Annotated in this window: 19 protein-coding genes; 7 read left to right on the top strand and 12 right to left on the bottom strand. The window is 67.7% G+C overall.

What is annotated here, in order from left to right:
- Position 1: 1 nt before the first annotated feature.
- The 3 genes from FURADRAFT_RS01610 to FURADRAFT_RS01600 all read right to left on the bottom strand — a co-directional run bounded on the left by FURADRAFT_RS01610 (position 2) and on the right by FURADRAFT_RS01600 (position 2,320).
- Positions 2 to 883, bottom strand: a complete 882-nt coding sequence (locus FURADRAFT_RS01610) for a pirin family protein (protein ID WP_008952349.1) — start codon at positions 881 to 883, stop codon at positions 2 to 4.
- A gap of 183 nt (positions 884 to 1,066) precedes the next feature.
- Positions 1,067 to 1,924, bottom strand: a complete 858-nt coding sequence (locus FURADRAFT_RS01605; protein WP_008952348.1) for a pirin family protein — start codon at positions 1,922 to 1,924, stop codon at positions 1,067 to 1,069.
- A 27-nt stretch (positions 1,925 to 1,951) separates the two neighbouring features.
- A complete protein-coding gene (locus tag FURADRAFT_RS01600) occupies positions 1,952 to 2,320 on the bottom strand; it encodes a DoxX family protein (protein ID WP_008952347.1) in 369 nt (122 codons plus the stop codon).
- Between the two features lie 121 nt (positions 2,321 to 2,441).
- Here FURADRAFT_RS01600 and FURADRAFT_RS01595 point away from each other — a divergent pair, with 121 nt between their 5' ends.
- Together FURADRAFT_RS01595 and FURADRAFT_RS01590 are read left to right on the top strand one after the other, a co-directional pair.
- Positions 2,442 to 3,386 carry a LysR family transcriptional regulator gene (locus tag FURADRAFT_RS01595; protein WP_008952346.1) on the top strand — a complete coding sequence of 315 codons (945 nt, stop codon included), beginning with the start codon at positions 2,442 to 2,444 and terminating at the stop codon, positions 3,384 to 3,386.
- A gap of 175 nt (positions 3,387 to 3,561) precedes the next feature.
- A complete protein-coding gene (locus FURADRAFT_RS01590) occupies positions 3,562 to 4,341 on the top strand; it encodes a ferredoxin--NADP reductase (protein WP_008952345.1) in 780 nt (259 codons plus the stop codon).
- Between the two features lie 73 nt (positions 4,342 to 4,414).
- On the opposite strand, the gene fusA is transcribed toward FURADRAFT_RS01590, so the two are convergent.
- Positions 4,415 to 6,460 carry an elongation factor G gene (fusA, locus tag FURADRAFT_RS01585; RefSeq protein WP_008952344.1) on the bottom strand — a complete coding sequence of 682 codons (2,046 nt, stop codon included), beginning with the start codon at positions 6,458 to 6,460 and terminating at the stop codon, positions 4,415 to 4,417.
- A gap of 315 nt (positions 6,461 to 6,775) precedes the next feature.
- Between fusA and FURADRAFT_RS01580 the strand changes: the two genes are divergently transcribed.
- The 3 genes from FURADRAFT_RS01580 to FURADRAFT_RS01570 all read left to right on the top strand — a co-directional run bounded on the left by FURADRAFT_RS01580 (position 6,776) and on the right by FURADRAFT_RS01570 (position 8,382).
- Entirely contained in the window at positions 6,776 to 7,465 is a 690-nt protein-coding gene (locus tag FURADRAFT_RS01580; RefSeq protein ID WP_008952343.1) for a helix-turn-helix transcriptional regulator, read from the top strand.
- A gap of 117 nt (positions 7,466 to 7,582) precedes the next feature.
- Entirely contained in the window at positions 7,583 to 7,954 is a 372-nt protein-coding gene (locus FURADRAFT_RS01575) for a VOC family protein (protein WP_008952342.1), read from the top strand.
- A complete protein-coding gene (locus tag FURADRAFT_RS01570) occupies positions 7,954 to 8,382 on the top strand; it encodes an EVE domain-containing protein (RefSeq protein WP_008952341.1) in 429 nt (142 codons plus the stop codon). The genes FURADRAFT_RS01575 and FURADRAFT_RS01570 overlap by 1 nt, the downstream gene beginning before the upstream one ends.
- A 49-nt stretch (positions 8,383 to 8,431) precedes the next feature.
- Here FURADRAFT_RS01570 and FURADRAFT_RS01565 read toward each other — a convergent pair whose 3' ends face one another.
- From FURADRAFT_RS01565 to FURADRAFT_RS01550, 4 genes are all read right to left on the bottom strand, one after another.
- Positions 8,432 to 9,271 carry an isocitrate lyase/PEP mutase family protein gene (locus FURADRAFT_RS01565; protein WP_008952340.1) on the bottom strand — a complete coding sequence of 280 codons (840 nt, stop codon included), beginning with the start codon at positions 9,269 to 9,271 and terminating at the stop codon, positions 8,432 to 8,434.
- Between the two features lie 236 nt (positions 9,272 to 9,507).
- The gene (xth, locus tag FURADRAFT_RS01560) at positions 9,508 to 10,281 is read right to left on the bottom strand and encodes an exodeoxyribonuclease III (RefSeq protein ID WP_008952339.1); all 774 of its coding nucleotides are present in this window, start codon (positions 10,279 to 10,281) and stop codon (positions 9,508 to 9,510) included.
- 110 nt (positions 10,282 to 10,391) lie between these two features.
- Positions 10,392 to 12,011, bottom strand: a complete 1,620-nt coding sequence (locus tag FURADRAFT_RS01555; protein ID WP_008952338.1) for a phosphoethanolamine transferase — start codon at positions 12,009 to 12,011, stop codon at positions 10,392 to 10,394.
- A gap of 395 nt (positions 12,012 to 12,406) precedes the next feature.
- Complete coding sequence (locus FURADRAFT_RS01550; protein WP_008952337.1) at positions 12,407 to 14,446, bottom strand: M3 family metallopeptidase; 2,040 nt, start codon at positions 14,444 to 14,446, stop codon at positions 12,407 to 12,409.
- Between the two features lie 211 nt (positions 14,447 to 14,657).
- Between FURADRAFT_RS01550 and FURADRAFT_RS01545 the strand changes: the two genes are divergently transcribed.
- Entirely contained in the window at positions 14,658 to 15,221 is a 564-nt protein-coding gene (locus FURADRAFT_RS01545; protein ID WP_008952336.1) for a gamma carbonic anhydrase family protein, read from the top strand.
- Here the strand turns inward: FURADRAFT_RS01545 and FURADRAFT_RS01540 are convergent.
- The 3 genes from FURADRAFT_RS01540 to FURADRAFT_RS01530 all read right to left on the bottom strand — a co-directional run bounded on the left by FURADRAFT_RS01540 (position 15,218) and on the right by FURADRAFT_RS01530 (position 17,331).
- Positions 15,218 to 16,222 carry a YVTN family beta-propeller repeat protein gene (locus FURADRAFT_RS01540; RefSeq protein ID WP_008952335.1) on the bottom strand — a complete coding sequence of 335 codons (1,005 nt, stop codon included), beginning with the start codon at positions 16,220 to 16,222 and terminating at the stop codon, positions 15,218 to 15,220. The two genes, FURADRAFT_RS01545 and FURADRAFT_RS01540, sit on opposite strands and share 4 nt — an antisense overlap.
- Before the next feature lie 101 nt (positions 16,223 to 16,323).
- The gene (locus FURADRAFT_RS01535; protein WP_008952334.1) at positions 16,324 to 16,788 is read right to left on the bottom strand and encodes a hypothetical protein; all 465 of its coding nucleotides are present in this window, start codon (positions 16,786 to 16,788) and stop codon (positions 16,324 to 16,326) included.
- 120 nt (positions 16,789 to 16,908) lie between these two features.
- Entirely contained in the window at positions 16,909 to 17,331 is a 423-nt protein-coding gene (locus tag FURADRAFT_RS01530) for a hypothetical protein (RefSeq protein WP_008952333.1), read from the bottom strand.
- Positions 17,332 to 17,479: 148 nt separating this feature from the next.
- On the opposite strand from FURADRAFT_RS01530, the gene FURADRAFT_RS01525 reads away from it, so the two are divergent.
- The gene (locus FURADRAFT_RS01525; RefSeq protein WP_008952332.1) at positions 17,480 to 19,126 is read left to right on the top strand and encodes a methyl-accepting chemotaxis protein; all 1,647 of its coding nucleotides are present in this window, start codon (positions 17,480 to 17,482) and stop codon (positions 19,124 to 19,126) included.
- A gap of 66 nt (positions 19,127 to 19,192) precedes the next feature.
- Here FURADRAFT_RS01525 and tpx read toward each other — a convergent pair whose 3' ends face one another.
- Positions 19,193 to 19,690, bottom strand: a complete 498-nt coding sequence (tpx, locus tag FURADRAFT_RS01520; protein WP_008952331.1) for a thiol peroxidase — start codon at positions 19,688 to 19,690, stop codon at positions 19,193 to 19,195.
- Positions 19,691 to 19,712 lie beyond the last annotated feature (22 nt).

The following is a 19,712-nucleotide window of genomic DNA, read 5'->3' as shown; positions in this document are numbered from 1 at the left end:
CTCAGCGCCAGCGCGCCGACGGCGGCAGCGGAATGAACTCGGTCTCGCCCGGCACCGCCGGGAAGCGGCCCTGCTCCCAGTCGTCGCGCGCGGCGATGATGGCCTCGCGGCGGCTGGAGACGAAATTCCAGTGCAGGTAGCGCGGGCCGTCGAGCGGCTCGCCGCCCAACAGCATCAGCCGCGTCTCCTCGCCCGCCTGCAGCCGCACCGTCACCTCCGGCTCCAGCACCGCCAGTTGCCCGGCCTCGACACGGGTTCCGTCCAGCGTCAGCCCGCCGGACACCACGTACACCGCGCGCTCCTCGGCCACGGCGTCCAGCGACCACGCCGCCCCGGCAGCCAGCCGTGCCGCCGCGAACAGCGTGCCGGAATAGCAGTGCACCGGCGAACGCAGGCCGAACGCCTCGCCCATCAGCAGGTGCAGCCAGACGCCGTCGGCCTCCTGCTGCGGCAGTTGCGGCTCCGGGTAGTGGCGGAACTCCGGCGCCATGTCTTCCAGCGCCTTGGGCAGCGCCAGCCACATCTGCATGCCCTCGACCGCCACGCCGCCGGCCCGGATATCCTCCGGCGCCCGCTCGGAATGGACGATGCCGCGCCCGGCCGCCATCAGGTTGACCGCGCCCGGCTCGATGCGCTGCACGCTGCCCAGGCTGTCGCGATGCATCATCGCCCCGGAAAACAGGTAGGTCACCGTGGCGAGCCCAATATGCGGGTGCGGCCGCACGTCGCCGGCGGTGGTGGCCGCGGCAAAATGCGCCGGGCCCATGTGGTCGAGAAACACGAACGGCCCGACCGCCTGCGTCACGGGGGCCGGCAGCAGGCGCTGTACCGGAAAGCCGATATCGGCGACGGCGGGGTCGATCAGGTAACGAATGGCACTCATGGCATTTTCCCTTCCGTATGACGGATCAAGAGCCCGTTCCAGCAGGCGGACGAGCCAAAGCAGCGTGAGGGCCGCCGGCGCACGGCAACCGGCATGGCCACGGAGGACATGAGGAGTCCGGAGCGCAGGGCGAATCACTGCCGGCACTCACGCTGCAAAAGCGCCGCCGCCTGATGGCATAGGCTAAAAGCGGCCGTGGCGGAAATCGTCGATGGCCGCCTCGACCTCCTCGCGGCTGTTCATCACGAACGGCCCCCACTGCGCGATCGGCTCGTGCAGCGGATGGCCGGCCACCACCAGCAGGCGGGCGCCAGCGGCGCTGGAGAGCGCCACCCCCTCGCGTCCCGGATGGTTGTCGAGGATCGCCATGTGCCGCTCGTGCACCTCGCGGCCGTGGCCACCGACCCCGGCCGTACCCTGGTAGACGTAGACGAAGGCATTGTGACCGTCCGCGATCGCCACCTCGTGCATGCTGCCGGCAGGCAAGTGGATGTCGAGGTAGAGCGGCAGCGTGACAGGCCGCTCCACCGCCCCGGCCACGCCGTCGGCGGCACCGGCGATCACCTGCACCTCGGCGCCGCTGGCGGCGGTATAGCGCGGGATCGCCTCGGCCGGAATGTCGCGGTAGCCCGGCGTGGTCATCTTCTGCTGCGACGGCAGGTTCAGCCACAGCTGGAAGCCGTGCATCAGGCCGTCCTCCTGCTCCGGCAGCTCGGAGTGCACGATGCCGCGCCCGGCGGTCATCCACTGCACCCCGCCCGAGGCCAGCACGCCTTCCCCACCACTGCTGTCACGGTGGCGCATGCGCCCGGCCAGCATGTAGGTCACCGTCTCGAAGCCGCGGTGCGGATGGTCCGGAAAACCGGCGATGTAGTCGTTTGGATCGTCCGAGCGGAACTCGTCCAGCATCAGGAAGGGGTCGAGGCGGCGCTGCAGATCCTGCGTCAGCACGCGCAGCAGCTTGACACCGGCGCCATCGGACACCGCCATCCCCTGCACCAGCCGCTCGACGTCGCGGCTGGCAAACGTGGTGGAAATCATCGATCTATACCTCAAGCAATAACGGGATCAACGTGCCGACTTGGCGGCGCCCAACGCCCCCGGGAACGCCAGCAACAGCAGGCCGCCGGTGATCGACAGGTTCTTCATGAACATGATCATCTGAATCTGATCGGCAAAATGGGTGTGGAAGATCAGCGCCGACACCAGGGTGAAGCCGGCCAGGGCCAGGGCCACCCAGCGCGTGAACAAGCCGGCCACCAAGAGCAGGCCACCGCCCAATTCCACCAGGATCACCAGCGGCAGCAGCGCCCCCGGCACCCCCATCGCCTGCATGTAGCCCTGGGTTCCGGCGTAGCCGGTAATCTTGCCGAAGCCGGAAATGATGAAGAGCTGCGCCAGCAGCACGCGGGAGGCGATCAGAGCCAGTTTATCCATGACATTCTCCTGTGGGGGGTCAAGCACGGAGACATTCCGTGTTGGTGTGCTGCATTATTGGCATGATTTTTTTGATTAAAAAGCGCAAAATTAAGCGCAGAAACAACCAAATTTTCGATATATGAATTTTCCCCGTACCTCGCTGGAACAATGGCGCGTACTGCAGGCCATCGTCGAACACGGCGGTTTCGCCCAGGCGGCCAGCGCGCTGAACCGCAGCCAGTCGGCCGTCAGCTACAACGTAGCGCGGCTACAGGAGCAGCTCGGCGTCGGCCTGCTGGAGGCGGAAGGACGGCGCATGAAGCTGACTGCCGCCGGCGCCGCGCTGCTGCGGGAAGCCACGCCGCTGATCGAGGCGGCGCTGCGGCTGGAGGCGCGAGCCCGCGCGCTGGACGCCGGCTGGGAGGCCGAGGTGCGGCTGGCGGTGGACAGCCTGTTCCCCACCGACGCCTTGCTGTGCGCCCTGGCCGGTTTCGCCGGCCACTGTCCCGACACCCGGCTGCAGGTGCATGAGGTGGTGATGTCCGGCGCCGACGACGCGCTCTACGCCGGCGCGGTGGAGCTCGCCATCGTCACCCGCGTTCCCAGCGGTTTCATGGGCGACTGGCTGATGGACGCCACCTTCGTCGCCGTGGCCGCGCCCGGCCACCCCCTCCTGGCGGCGGGGCAGCCGCTGGGCGAGGACGACCTGCGCCGCTACCCGCAGGTGGTGGTGCGCGACTCCGGCACGCGCCAGCCGCGCGACGAAGGATGGCTCGGCGCCAGCCAGCGCTGGACCGTGAGCAGCCCGCACACCGCGCTCGACGTGGTCAGCGCCGGTCTGGCCTATGGCTGGCTGCCGGAACACCGCATTCGCCAGCCGCTCGCCCACGGCCTGCTGCGCCCGCTACCGCTGGCGCAGGGGCAGCAGCGCAAGAGTTCGCTCTACCTGGTCAACGCCGCGGCCGAGGCGGCCGGCCCGGCCACGCGCTATCTCGCCGAGGGCTTGCGCCAGGCGGTGCAACAGCACCTGCAACAACAACTACAACAGGTTCCCTCCACGCAACAAAACAGCGACATGGCATAAGCACCACGATTCACCACTTTGTCGGCAATATCCCGCCCGGAAACGGCAAAAATTCGTGGAAAAACTGACATATATCATTTTTCTATAAAAACATAAGATATCAGTACAAAACAGTTATAGCGCAAAGGTGTAGAATGCCGCTCATTCTTCTCTTCATGTTTTGACGGACTGGCACATGGCGACTCTGACTTCCGAAAAAGTCCTTAGCGTTCACCACTGGAACGACACCCTTTTCAGCTTCACCTGCACCCGCGACCCGGGCCTGCGCTTCATCAACGGTCAGTTCGTGATGATCGGCCTGGAAGTCAACGGCAAGCCGCTGATCCGTGCCTACTCCGTCGCCAGCGCCAACTGGGAAGAGCACCTCGAGTTCTACTCGATCAAGGTACCGAACGGCCCGCTGACCTCGCGCCTGCAAGGCATCAAGCCGGGCGACAGCGTGGTGATCTCCGGCAAGCCGACCGGCACCCTGGTGCAGGACAACCTGCTGCCGGACGCCAAGAACCTGTACCTGTTGTCCACCGGTACCGGTCTGGCCCCGTTCATGTCCATCATCAAGGACCCGGAAGTCTACGACCGCTACGAAAAGATCGTGCTGATCCACGGCGTGCGCTGGGTGAGCGAGCTGGGCTACTACGACTACATCACCAAGGAACTGCCGGAGCACGAGTACCTGGGCGAGCTGGTCAAAGAAAAGCTGATCTACTACCCGACCGTGACGCGCGAACCGTTCCACAACCAGGGCCGCCTGACCGACCTGATCCTGAACGGCAAGCTCGCCGCCGACATCGGCCTGCCGCAGCTCAACCCGCAGACCGACCGCGCCCTGCTGTGCGGCAGCCCGGCGATGCTGGAAGACACCTGCAAGCTCCTCGACAACCTGGGCTTCAAGGAATCGCCGCGCATGGGCGAACCGGGCGACTACGCCATCGAGCGCGCCTTCGTCGAGAAGTAAGCCAAATCCCTCGGGACTCCCGACAAAAACAGCCCAGCCCGGTTTACACCGGCTGGGCTGTTTTTCTTGGAACTTAATCCTCCTCCTGCTCCGCCTTGTACCCCGCCGCCAGCCGCTGCTGCACCTCCTGCGGCACGGTGTCGTAGTGACTCAGTTCCAGGGAATAGGCCCCCTGCCCGGCCGTGATCGACTTGAGGCGGCCGGCGTAGCCTTCCAGCTCGGCCAACGGCACCTGGCCGCGGATCAGCGTCAGCCCCTGCGCCAGCGGCTCGGTCCCGCCCACCTGGCCGCGCCGGCCGGTGAGGTCGCCCGCGAGATCGCCGAGCCGGGCCTCGGGTGCGGTAATCTCGATCGCCACGATCGGCTCCAGCACGATCGCGCCCGCCGCGCGCAGCGCCGCCAGCATCGCCCGCCGCCCGGCGGCCTGGAAGGCGACGTCCTTGGAATCGACCGAGTGGCTCTTGCCGTCGTACACGGTGACCTTCACGTCCTCTACCGGGAAACCCGCCAGCGGCCCGGCGGCCAGCACCGAGCGCACGCCTTTTTCCACCGAGGGGATGAATTGCCCCGGGATGACGCCGCCCTTCACGGCGTCGACGAATTCGAAGCCGGCGCCGCGCGGCAACGGTTCGACGCGCAGGAACACCTCGCCGAACTGGCCGGCACCGCCGCTCTGCTTCTTGTGGCGGTGGTGACCCTCGGCGGGCCGGGTGATGGTTTCGCGGTAGGGCACGCGCGGCGGGCGGGTCGCCACCTCCAGCTTGAAGCCGCCGGCCATGCGGTCGAGCAGGTAGCGCAGGTGCAGCTCGCCCATGGCGCGCAGCACCGTCTCGTGGGTGGCCGGGTGGTAGTCGACCTTGACGCACGGGTCCTCCGCCACCAGGCGCTGCAGCACCTCGGTGATGCGCTGCTCGTCGCCGCGCCGCTTTGGCTCGATCGCCAGGCCCTGCATCGGCACCGGGAACGCCAGCGGCTGGAGGTGGATGTGATCCTCGTCGTGCGAGTCGTGCAGCACCGCGTCGAACTCGATCTCGTCGACCTTGGCCACCGCGCCGAAATCACCTGGAACCAGCCGGTCGACCTCGTCGTAACGCTTGCCCTGCAGGCGCAGCAGGTGGCCGACCTTGAACGGCTTGCGGCCTTCGCCGACGAACAGCTGGGTATCGCGCGTCACCGTGCCCTGGTGCACGCGGAAGATGCCGAGCTTGCCGACGAAGGGGTCTATCACCACCTTGAAGACGTGGGCGAGCACGTGGCGCGCCGGGTCGGGCTCGGAACGGAAGGCCAGCGCCGCCTCGCCCTCGCCCTTGTAGAACAGCGGCGGGTTGCCCTCGGTGGGGTTCGGCGCCAGCCGCGCCAGCACGTCGAGCAGCTCGGCCACGCCGGCGCCGGTCCTGGCCGAGACGAAGCAGAGCGGGATCAGGTGCCCCTCGCGCAGCGCGCGCTCCAGCGGCGCGTGCAGTTCTTCCGGCGTGACCTCGCCCTGCTCCAGGTAGCGCGCCATCAGATCCTCGTCGACCTCGACCACCTGGTCGACCAGCGCCTGGTGCGCCTCGGCCACCGACGAGAAATCGGCCGTGCCGGCCGGGTTGAAGAAACAGTCGACCACGCGGCGGGCGCCGTCGGCGGGCAGGTTGAGCGGCAGCACCTCCCGACCGAAGGCCTCGCGCAGCTGGGCCAGCAGGCCCGGCAGGTCGACGCGCTCAGCGTCGATCTTGTTCACCACCAGCATGCGGCACAGGCCGCGCTCCGCCGCCCACGCCATCATGCGGCGCGTGGTGAGCTCGATGCCGTTCTGCGCGTTGACCACCACCAGCGCCGTCTCCACCGCCGCCAGCGCCGGAATCGCCTGGCCGATGAAATCGGGGAAGCCGGGGGTGTCGAGCAAGCGGATTTCGGCCCCGTCGTGCTGGAAATGCACCAGCGCCGAACTCAGCGAGTGACGGTAGTCGCGCTCTAGTGGATCGAAATCGCACACCGTGTCTCCCCGTTCCACCGTCCCCGCCGCGGTGATCGCGCCACTCTTGTGCAGCAGCGCTTCGGCCAACGTCGTCTTGCCGCTATCGCCCTGCCCGACCAGGGCGACCGTGCGGATGGCTTCGACCGGGTAATTCGACATGACCGTCTCCTCGCATACGAATGCTCGAAGTATAGACATGTCATGGGGTGGTGCAGGCGGCGAAGGGGCAGGCACGGATTGGGGGCGACAGGGAGCGGTATCGGCGTTGGCGACGCCATCTTCATGATGACAGCGCCACCAGCGACGTTACGCTTGACCGGCGCCATGCTGATCGGTGGCGATAAACCCCCTGGACGTGATGCATCCCCAATCGGTCGTCGTACCACGGTGCGACGCCCGCTTGGAACCGAACACTACACAACTTCCTGCCAATCCGTGGCAGCATGGCGGGATTCACCATCCGGAATTCTCACCGTGTCCCGTGCCGAACGTCTGCTGCAACTGATACAGGTCTTGCGCCGCCACCGCTATCCGGTCAGCGGCGCCGCCCTGGCGGCCGAACTCGGCATCAGCCTGCGCACGCTGTATCGGGACATCGCCTCGCTACAGGCGCAAGGCGCATGCATCGAGGGGGAGACGGGTATCGGCTACGTGCTCCGCCCCGGCTTCCTGCTCCCACCGCTGATGTTCTCCGAAGAGGAAATCGAGGCCCTGGTGCTGGGCTCGCGCTGGGTGGCGAAGCAGGCCGATACCCCGCTGGGCGAGGCGGCGCGCAACGTGATCGCCAAGATCGCGGCCGTGCTGCCGCCCGAGCTGCGTCACGAACTCGACACGTCGGCGCTGCTGGTGGGGCCGGCCGAACCCGCGCCGGCCGGCGAGGTGGATTTAGCCGCCATCCGCCGGGCCATCCGCAGCGAACGCAAGCTGGAAATCCGCTACCGCGACCTCCAGGACCAGGAGTCGACACGGATCGTCTGGCCTTTCGCCCTCGGCTTCTTCGAACGCGTCCGCGTCGTCGCCGCCTGGTGCGAGCTGCGCGGGGCCATCCGGCATTTCCGCACCGACCGGATCGTGAGTCTGGCGGTCTCGGCAACACGCTATCCCCACCGCCGTCAGGCCTTGCTGCAAGAGTGGCGGCAGAGCGAAGGCATCGCCCCGTCTTAGCGCGTTCGCTACTGACAGAATCTGTCAGGGGTGGCGTCTACGATTCTTTGCAACAGGCCCGTGCCGTGCGAATGGTTCGCCGGCGACGGCCTTGTCGCAGACCTTCGGAGAACCGCCATGATGCACCCCAACTTTGTGATCCTGTACGTCGACAACCCGGCCGCGAGCGCCGCGTTCTACGCCGAATTGTTCGACCGTCAGCCCGACGAAGCCTCCCCCACCTTCGCGCTGTTCGCCTTCGCATCCGGCGCCAAGTTCGGGCTGTGGTCGAAACACACCGTGGAGCCCGCCGCCAGCACTGGCGGCGGTGGCACTGAGCTGGCCTTCGCGCTGAGCGGCGACGAGGCCGTCGATGCCCGCCATGCCGAATGGAGCGGGCGCGGACTCGAGATTCTGCAAGCGCCGGTCCGCATGGACTTCGGCTATACCTTCGTCGCCCTCGATCCCGACGGGCACCGGCTGCGCGTGTTCGCCCCGAGCGCACCGTGATGCGCCGCTGCTGGATCGCCGTCGCCTCCGCCGAACATGTCCGCCGGGGCCGTGCCGAGGGCTTCATGCAGGTGTGCCACGGCAAGGCCGCACCGTTGCGCCGCCTCGGTCCGGGCGATTGGGTGGTCTACTATTCGCCCACCGAGCGCTTCGGCGGCAGCACCCCGCTCAGGGCGTTCACGGCGATCGGCACGGTGCGGGACGGCGAGCCGTATCAGGTGGACATGGGCGACGGCTTCCTGCCGTTCCGGCGCGACGTCCGCTGGCTCGCCGCGCAAGAGGCCCCGATCATGCCGCTGCTCGATCGACTGGCGTTTTCGGCTGGCAAGCGCAACTGGGGCTACCCGTTCCGCTTCGGGCTCGTCGAGCTTGCCGAGCCCGATCTGCGGCTCATCGCGGCAGCGATGGGGGCGGTTTTGCCGGAGTGAATCTCCGGATGGGGAGCTCGGCATGCCCACCCCGCTTGTGTTAACAGGGTCAGATGGGCGGGAACGCGGCGAAGAACCGGCACAGCTCACCATCCGGGATTTGTCGATCCGCAAACGAGAAGCTGCCCTGCTCCTTCATCTCGACCGCCGCCTGCCGGATAAGGCCGTACGTCGCTCGCGCCAGACTGCCGCCGATCGTGATTCTCCTGACGCCCAACGCCGCCAACTGGCTGACGGAGAGCGCCGAACCGGACAGGCCCATGACGACGGTGAGCGGGCCGTCGATTTCTTTTACCAACGCCGCGATCACGTCCGGATCGGAGACGCCAGGCACGAACAGGCAGTCGGCTCCGGCTTCGCGGTAGCGGTTGGCGCGTTCCACCGCGGCGGCGAAGGGATTATCGACCCTTGCCAGATAACAGTCGGTCCGCGCCGTGAGCGTAAAGGGCAGGCCCGCAGCATCGGCCGCTTCACGGGCGGCCCGGATGCGCTCGGCGGCCAGGGCGAGGTCGAACAGCGGCGCGCTCGGCTCGCCGGTGAAGTCCTCGATGTTCCCGCCAACGGCCCCCACGGCGATGGCCTGGCGGATGGTCTCGCCGACCTGTTCCGGCTCGACGCCGTAGCCCGCCTCGAGATCGGCGCTGACGGGAAGGTCGACGGCCGCGGCGATCTGGCCGACGCGTTCCAGCATCGCCTCGCGGCTGACCGCCCCGGCGTAGTCGGGCAGCCCCAGGGAAAACGCGATGCCGGCGCTGGTGGTGGCGATGGCGGGAAACCCGAGCGACGAAAGCAGGCGGGCACTGCCGGCATCCCAGGCGTTCGGCATCAGGAAGGCGCCGCTGCGGCGATGCAGTTCCTTGAAAAGCCGGGCCTTGTGGCGTTGATCCATGGGCTTCTCCTCATCGGGCGTCGGCCCGGACACGGTTGGGACAGGGCAAGAGGCGCATGCGGATCGTGCCCCCATGGCGGGGATGACGCGCTCTTCCCTGCGTCGCAGCATGCCACAGCGCACTTCATGACAAAAGAATCCGGTGCCGCCTGCCGACGAGAGCAGATCCCATATCCACCCCAGAAAAACCAAACGGCCCTTCGGGGCCGTTTCGGGTCGCAACGTTGGCCGAAGCCTCAGTCCGCCAGCGTCAGCACCACCGGTGTGTGGTCGGACGGGCGTTCCCACTTGCGCGGGGCCTTGTCGATGACGCACTCGGTGGCGCGCGCCTTGAGCGCGTCGCTGATCAGGATGTGGTCGATGCGCAGGCCGAGGTTGCGGCGGAACATCATGGCGCGGTAGTCCCACCAGCTGTACTGCTTCTCGTCCTGGTTGAACAGGCGGAACGAGTCGCTCAGGCCGAGGCCGATGAGGCGGCGGAAGGCGTCGCGCTCGGGCACCGAGCACAGCACCTTGTCCTTCCACGCGTCCGGGTCGTACACGTCGCGGTCGTCCGGCGCGATGTTGTAGTCGCCCAGCAGTGCGAGGGACGGGTGGCGCGTCAGTTCGTCGGCCACGTAGCGCTCCAGCTCGGCGAGCCAGGCCAGCTTGTACGGGTACTTGGGCGAATCGACCGCCTCGCCGTTGACGAAATAGGCGCAGATCACGCGCACGCCGCCGACGGTGGCGGCGATGACGCGGCGCTGCTCGTCGTCGTAGCCGGGAATGCCCGGCACCACGTCGTCCAGGCTGTGGCCGTCGCGCACCAGGATGGCGACGCCGTTGTAGGTCTTCTGGCCCAGCCAGGCGGCGCGGTAGCCGGCGGCCTCGATCTCGGCCAGCGGGAAGGCGTCCTGGTCCATCTTCAGTTCCTGCAGGCACAGCACGTCGACCGGGGTCTCGGCCAGCCACTGCAGCACCTGCGGCAGGCGCACTTTGAGCGAGTTGACGTTCCAGGTGGCTAAACGCATCGGCAAGGTGTTCTCCAGTCAGTGCTTGTGAAAAAAGCAGATTTATTCACAAGCTCTCAGTCATTGGGAGGCCAAAGGTAACCGCTGGCGCGGGCTTCGGCCAACCTTTTTTAGCCCTTGCAGCTCTGGAACAGGTCCAACTTGGCGTCGTAGACCTGGGTCTGTACCCCCAGCACTCCCAGCACCGAGTGGAACAGGTTGTCCTGCGACCAGGCCTGGTCCTTCTTCGCCGCCAGACAGCGGGCGTTGACGCCCAATTCCTTCTGGAAGCCGTCGGAGAACCACATCACCGCCGGGATGTGCTTCTGCGCCTCCGGGGCGAACAGGTAGGGCATGCCGTGCAGGTAGACGTTGTTCTCGCCCAGCGATTCGCCGTGGTCGGAGAGGTAGATCATGCCGCTGTTGACCCCAGCGTCGGCGCGCAGCAGGTCGATCAGGCCGGACAGCACGTGGTCGGTGTAGCGGATGGTGTTGTCGAAGCCGTTGACGATGTCCTGCTGGCTGCACTGGCTCAGCTCGCTGGTGCGGCACACCGGGGTGAACTGCTCGAAGCTCTTGGGGTAGCGCTTGTAGTAAGCCGGGCCGTGGCTGCCCTTCTGGTGCAGCACGATCACGCTGTCGTGCTGCAGGTTCTGCAGGCGCTCCTTGAGACCGTCAAGCAGGATGTCGTCGTAGCATTCGCCGTCGTCGCACAAGCCCGGCGTCTTGAGGTTCGCCAGGTCTTCGTAGGCGACGCGGTTGCACACGCCCTTGCAGCCGGAATTGTTGTCGCGCCACAGGATGTCGAAGCCGGCGTGCTTGAGCACGTCGAGCAGGTTTTCACGCTTCGAGGCGGCGTCACCGGCATACTGCTCGCGTCCCATGCCGGAGAACATGCACGGCACCGACACCGCGGTTTCGGTGCCGCAGGAGCGCACGTTGGTGAAATTCAGCAGCCCGGCCTGCTTGGCAAGCTGCGGGTTGGTATCGCGCGAGTAGCCGTTGAGCGCGAAGTGGTCGGCGCGCGCGGTCTCGCCCACCACCACCACCAGCACCGTCTTGCGCTGATGCGCGGCCCAGGACGACGCCTTCTTGGCGTCGGTGCCGAGCGGCGTCACCACCACCGGGCTGCTGTCGGCGACGTGGCGCAGGTAGCTGTTGGTGGCCTGGATATAGTTGCTCGGCGTGACGATCAGGCGCAGCTGGCGGTTGTTGCGGAACAGCGAGGCGAAATCCTGGTAGGCGAAGAACACCACCCCCAGCAGCACCGCCACGCTCACCAGCAGCGTCACCAGCCGCACCCCCAGCTCGCGCAGCGGCGGGCGGTAGGCGATCGGGGTCTTCCACAGCCACAGCGCCGGCAGCACGCCCAGCCCGAGCGCGAACAGGCCCATCTTGACGGTGAGCAGGTCGCGCGTTTCGGCCGGATCGGTCTGGAACACGTTCTGGATCATGTGCATGTCGACCATGATGCCGTACTGGTTCATGAAGTACGTGACGAAGGCCGTGCACACCAGCAGCAGCGTCATCACCGGCTTGAACACGTAGGGCCAGGCCAGGAGCGCCAGCACCAGGTTGAAGAACGCCAGCAGCAACACGAAGGCTTCCGCCAGCAGCACCGGGCCGTGCCCGCCCAGGCCGGCGGTGATGCGGCCCATCTCGCGCCAGAACGGCACGTTGTAGAACACGATCAGCGCCAGCGAAAGCAACAGCGTCATGCGCTCGGGGCGCAGGGGTCGAAACAGGGACATGCGATCTTTATTCAGCAAGTAGAGGAATCGTAGGGTGCCCGGGGCACCCGGAAAGCCGCCATACTAACGCACCACGGCCGTCTTGGTACAAATACCCCCTATTTATCAGGGGGATGGCGTGTACGATCGCCACAAAAAAGCCCCCGCCACGACGGGGGCCAACAGACACGCCAACCCTGTCCGCAGACAGGGCCAGGGTCTGGTCGCTTGCTGCTCCGGTTGCCCTGAGAGCCTAGCTTAGAGTCGGCCGCGGCGCGGCGGTTCCGGCCGGGCGCACGGAACCTGCGGCGGGAGCCGTGCCGCGACGAGGACAGCCGCTGCCGCGCGGCGGGCGAAATGAACGAGGGCGCACGCGCCCTCGCCTGATGATGCCGTCAGCGGGCGTCGGCGCGCGGTCAGACCGGCGCGATCTCGACCATGCCGGAATGGCGCAGCAGCGCGTCGATCTGCGGGTCGCGGCCGCGGAAGGCGCGGAACGACTCCAGCGCCGGACGCGAACCGCCCACGGCGAGGATTTCGTTCCAGAAGCGGCGCCCGGTGTCCGGGTTGGCGCCGCCCGCCTCCTCGAACGCGGCGTAGGCGTCGGCCGACAGCACCTCCGCCCACTTGTAGCTGTAGTAGCCCGCCGCGTAGCCGCCGGCGAAGATGTGGCCGAAGCTGTTGGGGAAGCGGTTGTATTCCGGCGGGAAGTTCACCGCCACCTCCTCGCGCACCTTGGCGAGCAGTTCCAGCCAGTTGCCGTGCTCGGCGTCGAAGGCGGTGTAGAGCAGCATGTCGAACAGCGCGAACTCGAGCTGGCGCACGGTCTGCATGCCGCTCTGGAAGTTCTTGGCGGCGAGCATCTTGTCGAACAGCTCGCGCGGCAGCGGCGCACCGGTCTCGACGTGGGCGGTCATGCCCTGCAGCACGTCCCATTCCCAGCAGAAGTTCTCCATGAACTGCGAGGGCAGCTCGACCGCGTCCCACTCCACGCCGTTGATGCCGGCCACGCCCAGCTCGTCCACCTGGGTCAGCATGTGATGCAGGCCATGGCCGAACTCGTGGAACAGCGTGGTGACCTCGTCGTGGGTGAACAGCGCCGGCTTGTCGCCGACCGGGCGGCTGAAGTTGCAGGTGAGGTAGGCCACCGGGGTCTGCAGCGCGCCGTGGCGCACGCGGCGGCCGCGCGCGTCGTCCATCCAGGCGCCGGAACGCTTGCCCTCGCGCGCGTAGAGGTCGAAGTAGAAGCCGCCGATCACGGCACCGTCCTTGACGATGTCGAAGAAGCGCACGTCCTTGTGCCAGGTCGGCGCCTGGCTTTCCTGCACCGTCACCCCGTACAGCGTGTTCACCACGCCGAACAGCCCGGCCAGCACCTTGGGCTCGGGGAAATACTGCTTCACTTCCTGATCGGAGAAGGCGTAACGCGCCACGCGCAGCTTCTCGGCGACGTAGGCGAGGTCCCAGGCCTCCAGCGTCTCCATCCCCAATTGCTCGCGCGCGAAGGCCTCCAGCTCGGCGCGGTCGCGCAGCGCGAACGGCTTGGCGCGCTGCGCCAGGTCGCGCAGGAACGCCACCACCTGCTCCGGGGTCTCGGCCATCTTGGTGGCCAGCGACAGCTCGCCGAAGCTGGCGAAGCCCAGGAGCTGCGCCTCTTCGCGCGCCAGCTGCAGCTTCTCGCGGATCACCGGGGTGTTGTCGAGCTCGGCCGGGCCGAACTCGGAGGCGCGCATCACGTAGGCGTCGTAGAGCTGGCGGCGCAGCTCGCGGTTGTCGGCGTACTGCATCACCGGCAGATAGCAGGGGAACTGCAGGTTGAGCTTGTAGCCTTCTTCGCCCTCGGCCTTGGCCATCTCGGCCAGCATCGCGATCACATCTTCCGGCAGGCCGGAGAGCTCGGCCTTGTCCTCCACCTGCAGGCTGAAGGCGTCGGTGGCGTCGAGCACGTGCTGCTCGAACTGCGCCGACAGCTCGGCGAGGCGGGTCTGGATCGCGGCGAAGCGGGTCTTCTCGGCCTCCGGCAGTTCGGCGCCGGAGAGGCGGAAGTCGCGCAGGTCGTTGGCGATGATCTTCTTCTTGGCGGCGTTGTAGCCGGCGTACTCCGGCTGCTCGGCCAGGGCCTTGAAGCGCGCGAACAGCGCCAGGTTCTGCCCCAGTTCGGTCCAGAACGCCGACACCGCCGGGATGTTGGCGTTGTAGGCTTCGCGCAGTTCCGGCGTGTTGACCACGGCGTTGAGGTGGCCCACCACGCCCCAGGTGCGCGACAGTTTCTCGGTGGCGTCGGTCAGCGGTTCGACGAAGTTGTCCCAGCTCGGCGCGGCGCTCTGAGCCGTGAGCCGTGCCACGGTGGCGCGCGCGTCGGCCAGCAGTTGTTCGACGGCCGGGGTGATGTGGGCGGGGGTGATCTCGGCAAAGCGCGGCAGACCGGAGAGATCGAGCAGCGGATTCTGGCTCATGGGCGTGGCATCCTTGGACGGTTCGGCTGATGGACTCCTCGACAGCGCCTCCCCCGTGCCGGCCGGCGACACCTTTCACGGAGCGTTTCGCCTGTCCCATCAAGGACATGCCATGCCGAAACGGTCCATGCGCGCCGGATCGTGCACGGAAGCTGAGGTTTTGCGAGGAGCCCCTGTATCATAATGATGGTTTTTAGATGAGGACGTTCCGATGAATCGCAATATCCGCCGCTACGACGGCCACACCCCGCAGGTTCCCGATTCCTGTTTCGTCGACCCCTCCGCCGTGGTGATCGGCGAGGTGACGCTGGGCGAACGCGCCTCGGTCTGGCCGTGCGCGGTGATCCGCGGCGACGTCAACAGCATCCATATCGGCGAGGGCAGCAACGTGCAGGACTTCGCCATGCTGCACGTCAGCCACAAGCGCGACGAGGACCCGCTGGGCGCGCCGCTGGTGATCGGCGACAACGTCACCATCGGCCACCACGTCACGCTGCACGGCTGCACCATCGGCGACGAGGTGCTGGTGGGCATCGGCAGCACCGTGCTGGACCGCGCGGTGATCCAGCACCAGGTGATGATCGGCGCCGGCAGCCTGGTGCCGCCGGGCAAGGTGCTGGAGTCGGGTCATCTCTACCTGGGCAACCCGGTGAAGCAGGTGCGCCGCCTCAGCGACAAGGAAATCGCCTTCCTGAAGTACTCGGCCGAGCACTATCAGCGCCTGGCGGTGAAACACCAGCAGGCGCTGGACGAGGCCGATGGCGAAGCCGGCTAACGCGGGCTGTAGCTGATGCCGTTCGGCCCCTCCCCGACGGGATGGGTGGCCACAACCTTCCGGCTGGCGGTGTCGATCACCGAGAAGGTGCCGTCCTCGAGATGGCTGACGAAGGCGTAGCCGCCGTCCTGGCTCATGGCCACGCCGTGCGCCCCGCGCCCGACCTGGATGGTGGCGAGGAGCCGGCGCGTGGCCGGGTCGATCACCGACACCCGGTTGTCCGGGGACTGCGCCGTGCCCTGGTTGGCGACGTAGAGCTGGCGCCCGTCAGGCGTGGCGAACAGCTGCACCGGCAGGCGGCCGACCGCGACCTTGCCGAGCAGCCGGCGCTGCGCCCGGTCGATCACGCCCACCTTGTTTTCGGCGCTAAGCGAGACGTAGACCTGCTTCCCATCCGGGGCAAAGCCGACCTGCACCGGGGCGCGTCCCACCGCGATGCGCGCCGCCTCTTCCTGCTTGGCGACGTCGATCACCGATACGCTGTCGTCCTTCATGTTGGCAACGTACAGCTCCTTGCCGTCCGGGCTCAGGCGCAGGCCGTGCGGGTAGCGCCCGGTCGGGATCGCGCCGACCCGGGCGCGGCTGGCGAGGTCGAACACCAGCACGGCGTTGGCGCCGGAATCGCTGACGAAGGCGAGCCGGCCCGCCGCGTCGCTCACCACGTGCGCCGGGTGGCTGCCGGCCGGCAGCACGAAGGCCGGCCGCTCCAGATCGGCAATATCGAACACCAGCAGCTGGCCGGCGTCGCCCGCCGCGGCGTGATGGCCGGCGTGGGCGCTCATGCCCACCGCCAGCAGCCATTGCCCGTCGGGCGTGACCTGCACGTTGTGCGGCGCGATGTCGAGCGCAACGGTGCGGGTGGCGCCGTCGGCCAGGTGCACCGCGCTGATCGAGCTACCGCGTTCGTTGGCGGTGAACACGGTGCCGCTCGGTGCGGCCTGGCTGATGGCGCAGGCCAGCAGCAGCGCGCCGGCCTGCAGGGTGAATCGGGGGAAAAGCATGCTTGAGGCTCCGGCAAGACGGTAAAGGAACAGGGGACAGGCAGGGGCCTGCCACGGCAGACCCCTGCCTGGCTGCCGCAGCAGCGGCGACTTCGGACGGATTACGGCCGCGGCGGCATGCGCACGTTCTCGCGGTCCATCATCATCTGCATCATCATCTGCATCATGTCCATGCGCTTCATCATCATGGTGTTGCCGGTCTGATCGCCCATCATGCCCATGCCGCCGCGCGGCCCCATCATGCCGCCCATGTCCTTCATCATGCCCATGCCCTCCTGCATCAGCTTGGCCTGCTCATCCATCAGCTTCTGGCGTTCCTCGGGCGTCTTGGCGGCCAGCATCCGCTCGTGCATGTCCTGCATCCGCTTCATGTGCTCGTCCATCAGGCGGAACGACGGCCCCTGGGCCGCCGGGGGCTTGGGGGCGTCGGGCGCTTTGGCCGCCAGCAAGATACGCTGGCTCGCCGCCGGCGCGGCGTCGGCCGGATGATGGGTTTCGTTGGCCCAGGCGGTGCCGGCCACGAGCGGCAGGAGGGTCGAGGCGGCAACGACAATGATCTTCTTCATGGTGTGACTCCTGAGTGATGTCGGGGAAACAGCAGGGCTTGCGCACCGTGACCGACCCGGACGGATCGGACGGCCGTGCGCCTCCCGGCCCTGGGGCGGGAAGGACGGTGAAACGGCAGGCTAGTTATTGAAGCGGTGGAAACGAATGGTGGGCGGTGGATCGCCGACGATGGCGACCTGGGCATCGGCAAGGCGCCGGGCGGGCATCGCCAGCGGCAGGCTGGCGAGGCGCACCACGCTACACAGCACCAGGATCAGCATGCCGAGCTGGAAGAGATCGGAGGCCGGCGGCTTCAGCACACCGCCGAGGCTGTCCTCGCAGTGCTTGGCACAGGCCACGCGCGCGCCGGTGTCCGGGGCGGCGGGAGCGGCAAGCGGGGCATGGTGCGGATGCGCCGTCGCCAGCTGCGGCGTCGCCGCGCTGGCCGATGCCGCCGGCTGCGGGGCGAAACACTCGCCCAGCATGCCCGCCGAGAGCGAAAACAGCCATAGCGCGGCCAGCAGGCCGCACAGCAGGAGCAGGTGTTTTCGCAGGAAGGGCATGTCGTCGCCTTGGCGGAGGACTGTTTTCAGCCTAGCAGGCGTGGCGCCGATAATCATTGCGGCAGATCAAGGGGGACCTCGGGGGCCGTCATCGTCGTGTCATGCGGGCACGCTAGACTTAGTCGTCTATCATTGTGGCGTTCCCCCCATGACCCTCGTGAAACGCTTGTGGCTGACGGTGCTGTTCAGCGTCGCCAGCCTGATCCTGGTGCTGGCACTGGCCGGCTACCAGCTCACCTCCCTGACCCGCCAGTTCGAGCACTACCGCGAACGCCAGGCGCTTTCGGCCAACCTCAACGAACTGAAGGCCGCAGTGCTGTCGCTGGCGCGCGCCGACCCGCTGCTGCCGGACACCCCGCAGCGCCTGGCCGGCATCGAGGCCAGCGTGTCCCGGCTGCGCCAGCGCATCGTCCCCGCCCTGCCCGCCGCCCAGCGCCAGGCCGTCGGCGCGGCACTGGACAAGCACTGGGGCGAATTCGCCAAGAACCTGAAGAACGCCATCACCATCGCCGAGACCGCGCCGCAGGACGCGCTGTCGATTCCCGAGCAGGCCTACCAGTTGCACATCGTGCCGCTGGTCGAGCTGATCGACGCCCGCTTGCAAGGCGAGCAGCAGGCGCTCGGCGGGGAAGAGACGCGCATGCAGAATGCGCTGGGCGAACTGGCGATCATGGTGCTGGGGCCGATGGCGCTGGCGAGTGCCCTGGTGGTGCTGATCCAGCTGGCACTGGCACGCCACCTCAAGCGCCAGCTCGGCGCCATGGCGCAGGCGGCCGACCGCCTCGGCGAAGGCGACCTCGGGGTGCGCCTGCCGGCGCACGGCAAGGACGAGCTGGCGCAGGCATCGGCCCGCATCAACCGTTTTCTCGACCAGCTGGGCAAACTGATCCGGGCGGTGCACGACAATGCCCAGAGCGGCGAGCGGCACAGCCGCCAGGTGCGGCTGCTGACCGCGCAGGTGGAAGAGGAAACCCGGCTGCAGGCCGCCAAGAGCGAGGACAGCCGGCTCGCGGTGGGGCTGATCGCCGAGGCTTCGGCCAACATCGCGCGCCACGTCAGCCACGCCGGCCTCGGCACCCAGGACGCCGCCAGCCGCACCGAGGACGCGCGCCGCGTCGGCGCCGCCAGCGCCGAGGCCATGACCCTGCTGGCCGAGCGCATCCAGCACGCACTGGCCGACATGCAGGCGCTGCGCCAGTCGATCGGCGACATCTCCCAGATCAGCACGCTGATCCGCGACATCGCCGAGCAGACCAACCTGCTGGCGCTCAACGCCGCCATCGAAGCGGCGCGCGCCGGCGAGGCCGGACGCGGCTTCGCCGTGGTGGCGGATGAAGTGCGCAAGCTGTCGGAACGCACCTCGGACGCCACCACGCGCATCTTCACCACGCTGCAGCAGGTCGAGAAGGCCACCCACACCCTGCAGCAGACCATGGACGAGGCGCGCGGCGCCAGCGCCGAGAACACCGCGGCGCAGCAGACGCTGGGCAGCGCCCTGCTCGCCGTCGACCAGGCGCTCGCCGAGGTCAACCAGCTGATGAACGACATCGGCCAGGCCACCGAGGAACAGGGCCAGACCAGCCAGCAGATCCGCCAATCGGGCCAGGAAGTGGCCGAGCTCGCCGCCGGCATCAACCGCCAGATGCAGGAAATCACTCCGGCCATGGAGCAACTCTCCGGCGCCGCACGGGAACTCAACCAGAACCTGGCCTGGTTCCGCCTGGACGGACGGGCGGACACGCCCCAGCCGGACGCCGCCCTGGCGACGGCGCAACCGGCCTACCTGGCCGGCTGAAACGACGGCGGCAACGAAAAAACGGGGCGAATCATCGCCCCGTTTTGCATGGTGCCTCGAGCCGGCTTACAGCGCGGCCAGCGCCGCGTCGTAGTTGGGCTCGCTGCCGATCTCGGCCACCAGTTCGCTGTGCAGCACAGAGTTGTTCTCGTCCAGCACCACCACCGCGCGCGCGGTCAGGCCGGCGAGCGGGCCGCTGGCCAGCTTCACGCCCAGCGCCTCGGCGAATTCCGGGTGGCGGAAGGTGGACAGGGTGGTGACGTTGTCGATGCCTTCGGCGCCGCAGAAGCGCTTCTGCGCGAACGGCAGGTCGGCCGAGATGCACAGCACCACGGTGTTGTCGCGGCCGGCGGCCTTCTCGTTGAACTTGCGCACCGACATGGCGCAGGTCGGGGTGTCGATGCTCGGGAAGATGTTGAGGATTTTCTTCTTGCCGGCAAAGGAAGCCAGGCTGACTTCGGACAGGTCGGCCGCGGTCAGGGTGAAGTCGGCGGCGCTGGCGCCTTGGGCCGGGAGTTGGCCGGCGACGTCGACCGGGTTGCCGCGCAGGGTTACGGTTGCCATGGTGTGCATCCTCGAGAGTGGG

The sequence above is a fragment of the Pseudogulbenkiania ferrooxidans 2002 genome (genome assembly GCF_000174355.1).
GTDB classification, from domain to species: domain Bacteria; phylum Pseudomonadota; class Gammaproteobacteria; order Burkholderiales; family Chromobacteriaceae; genus Pseudogulbenkiania; species Pseudogulbenkiania ferrooxidans.
This window is presented reverse-complemented; position numbering and strand designations above follow the sequence as displayed.